We start from the raw sequence: 2968 nt of genomic DNA, 5'->3' as shown, positions 1-2968 counted from the left end.
GTTTTGCCCTATGATGGATTCCGGATCTGGGCCGCTTCGCGGCTTGTCCGGAATGACGGCGGTTTGAACGTGAAAGGCTTGCGATGATCCCGCGCTATTCCCGCCCCGAGATGGTCGCCATCTGGGAGCCGCAGACCCGGTTCCGGATCTGGTTCGAGATCGAGGCGCACGCCACCGACAAGCTCGCCGAGCTCGGTGTCGTGCCGAAGGAGGCCGCCGCGACGATCTGGGCCAAGGCGAAGGACGTCGAATTCGACGTCGCCCGCATCGACGAGATCGAGCGCGTCACCAAGCACGACGTCATCGCCTTCCTGACGCATCTGGCCGAGATCGTCGGGCCGGAGGCGCGCTTCGTCCACCAGGGCATGACCTCCTCGGACATCCTCGACACCACGCTCTCGGTCCAGCTCGCGCGGGCGACCGATCTCCTGATCGCCGATGTCGACGCGCTGCTCGCCGCGATCAGGCGCCGGGCCTTCGAGCACAAGCTCACCCCGACGATCGGCCGCTCGCACGGCATCCATGCCGAGCCGGTGACCTTCGGGCTCAAGCTCGCCCAGGCCTATGCCGAATTCGATCGCTGCCGGGCGCGGCTCGTGGCGGCGCGGGCGGAGATCGCGACCTGCGCCATCTCCGGTGCGGTCGGCACCTTCGCGAACATCAATCCGCAGGTTGAAGCCTATGTCGCGCAGAAGATGGGGCTGACGGTCGAGCCGGTCTCGACGCAGGTGATCCCGCGCGRCCGGCATGCGATGTATTTCGCCACGCTCGGCGTCGTCGCCTCCTGTATCGAACGTCTTGCGACCGAGATTCGCCATCTGCAGCGCACCGAAGTCTACGAGGCGGAGGAGTATTTCTCGCCGGGCCAGAAGGGCTCCTCGGCGATGCCGCACAAGCGCAATCCGGTGCTGACCGAGAACCTGACCGGCCTTGCCCGGCTCGTGCGCGGCATGGTCACGCCGGCGCTGGAGAACGTCGCGCTCTGGCACGAGCGCGACATCTCGCATTCCTCGGTCGAGCGCATGATCGGGCCCGATGCGACGGTGACGCTCGATTTCGCGCTGGCGCGCCTCACCGGCGTCGTCGACAAGCTGCTGATCTATCCGCAGAACATGCGCAAGAACCTCGACAAGCTCGGCGGCCTGCACAATTCACAGCGCGTGCTGCTGGCGCTGACCCAGGCCGGGGCGAGCCGCGAGGATTCCTATGCCATGGTCCAGCGCAACGCGATGCGCACCTGGGAGCATGGCGAGGACTTCCTGACCAACCTGCTCGCCGACAAGGATGTGGCGGAAAAGCTCTCAGCCTCCGAGCTCAAGGCGATGTTCGACCAGGGCTATCACTTCAAGCATGTCGACACGATCTTCCGGCGGGTGTTCGGTGAGGGCTGAACGTGGGCGATCGGTGGGCCTATCGATTACCCGCGATCGTGACCCACAACTACGATCCTGCGCGCGGGGCGTTCCGGAATCTGTGCAGCCTTTCGGATGAGGCGGCCGGAGCCGTGCTAGCCGCCATCTCAGTTTCAGGCTTGCGCGCGATCAAGTCGAACTATCTCGCGCGGCGGCGGGCGACCGAGGCATGGTTGCTGTCGGAGTGCACGGAGAAGCTCGGGGAACCGAGGTTGCGCTATCCGGTATATTTTTTCTTGGGCGATATGGCGGATGGGCTGGACGCATCGCGCCCATGCTCTCATGTCGTGCCGCTCGCGCATTTCCCGACAGATGCTATCACCTTCACCTATCCCGACAGCATGGCGAGCTATCAGCTCGGGTTCCGCGATGATCTTGCCAGCGAACGCCTGCCTCATCATGGTAAAGTTTTTACCTTGAGCGAACTGGAGGCTCTCGTAAGGAAGGCGGGAATGCCTGYCGACCGGTGGAGAAACGATTTGGGCAGGCAGCACGACCGTTATATCGAGATGCAGCTTTGGGACGATGCCCCTTTGTGCAGCCTCGAACGGGCTCGTCCCCCAGCCTAGAGCACTTTCGCTAGCCACCGTCGGGCATTCAGGTCGATTGGTTCTCCAATATGCGCGTCCGACAAGTGCTGGCTATATTGGACGATATCTGCCTGCCACCGCTGAAGCTGAAATCATAGAACTGCTAAAGTTATGAAATCTTCCGACGTCGATATCCTCATCATCCCCGGCTGGTCAGGCTCGGGCTCCGACCATTGGCAGACCCGCTGGGAGACGCGCCTGCCGACGGCCAGGCGCGTCGAGCAGGAGGACTGGTACAAGCCCACGCGCGACGGCTGGTCCGACCGGATCGTCGCCGCTGTGCGGGGGGCGACGCGGCCGGTCGTGCTGGTCGCGCACTCGGCCGGCGTCAGCGCGGTCGCGCATGCGGCCGAGCATCTCAAGCATGGCGAGGTGGCAGGGGCCTTTCTGGTGGCGCCGGCCTCCGAGCGGGCCAAGCGCGCGGTCCCCGGCATGGGAGAGGATTTCATCCCGCATCGGCGCGAGAAGCTGCCCTTTCCCTCAGTGCTGATCGCGAGCGCGACCGATCCCTATTGCACGCCGGAGGAGGCGAAGGCGCTCGCCGAGGCCTGGGGCTCCGAATTCGTCGATGCCGGCGACAGCGGCCATCTCAACAGCGAGTCCGGGCACGGGCCTTGGCCCGATGGGCTGTTGCGTTTCGCGGGTTTTCTCAAGAGCTTAGGCGCGGTTCCACAGAGAATGAATCATTGAGGAATTGCCCGGCTGCGGGCTTCTTTGACGATCAACGGTGCGTTGCCTCGACCATGCGCCGGCACTCGGGAAATGCTCCCGCATGATTGCTGCGACGGGACGGCTTTCGTCTCGCTGCAGGTCAGTGCTGCGGCGGATCGAGCCCGGCCCTCGCCACAAGATGATCACGAAATGGCCGGCTCGACTTCAGGCTACGACCCCATTTGGGCTGTCAAATTCGACGTTCATTCGCAACAGATGGAAGGAAAACTCCATGCGCATGAACATGATCGCGAC

3 protein-coding genes are annotated in these 2968 nt (G+C 63.9%); all 3 read left to right on the top strand.

The window, feature by feature from the left end; translation table 11 throughout:
- The first annotated feature begins 83 nt into the window (after window positions 1–83).
- Complete coding sequence (purB, locus tag AB4Y99_RS26840) at window positions 84–1391, top strand: adenylosuccinate lyase (protein WP_441525474.1); 1308 nt, start codon at window positions 84–86, stop codon at window positions 1389–1391.
- A 38-nt stretch (window positions 1392–1429) separates the two neighbouring features.
- Entirely contained in the window at window positions 1430–1981 is a 552-nt protein-coding gene (locus tag AB4Y99_RS26835) for a hypothetical protein (RefSeq protein ID WP_441525473.1), read from the top strand.
- 132 nt (window positions 1982–2113) lie between these two features.
- Window positions 2114–2692, top strand: coding sequence for an RBBP9/YdeN family alpha/beta hydrolase (locus AB4Y99_RS26830; RefSeq protein WP_112764530.1), 579 nt, complete (start codon window positions 2114–2116; stop codon window positions 2690–2692).
- Window positions 2693–2968: the final 276 nt, after the last annotated feature.

The sequence above is a fragment of the Allobosea sp. TAB14 genome (assembly GCF_052113865.1).
GTDB classification, from domain to species: Bacteria; Pseudomonadota; Alphaproteobacteria; order Rhizobiales; family Beijerinckiaceae; genus Allobosea; species Allobosea spartocytisi.
Note: the sequence above shows the minus strand (reverse complement) of the source record. Positions and strands in the feature narration are given on the sequence as shown.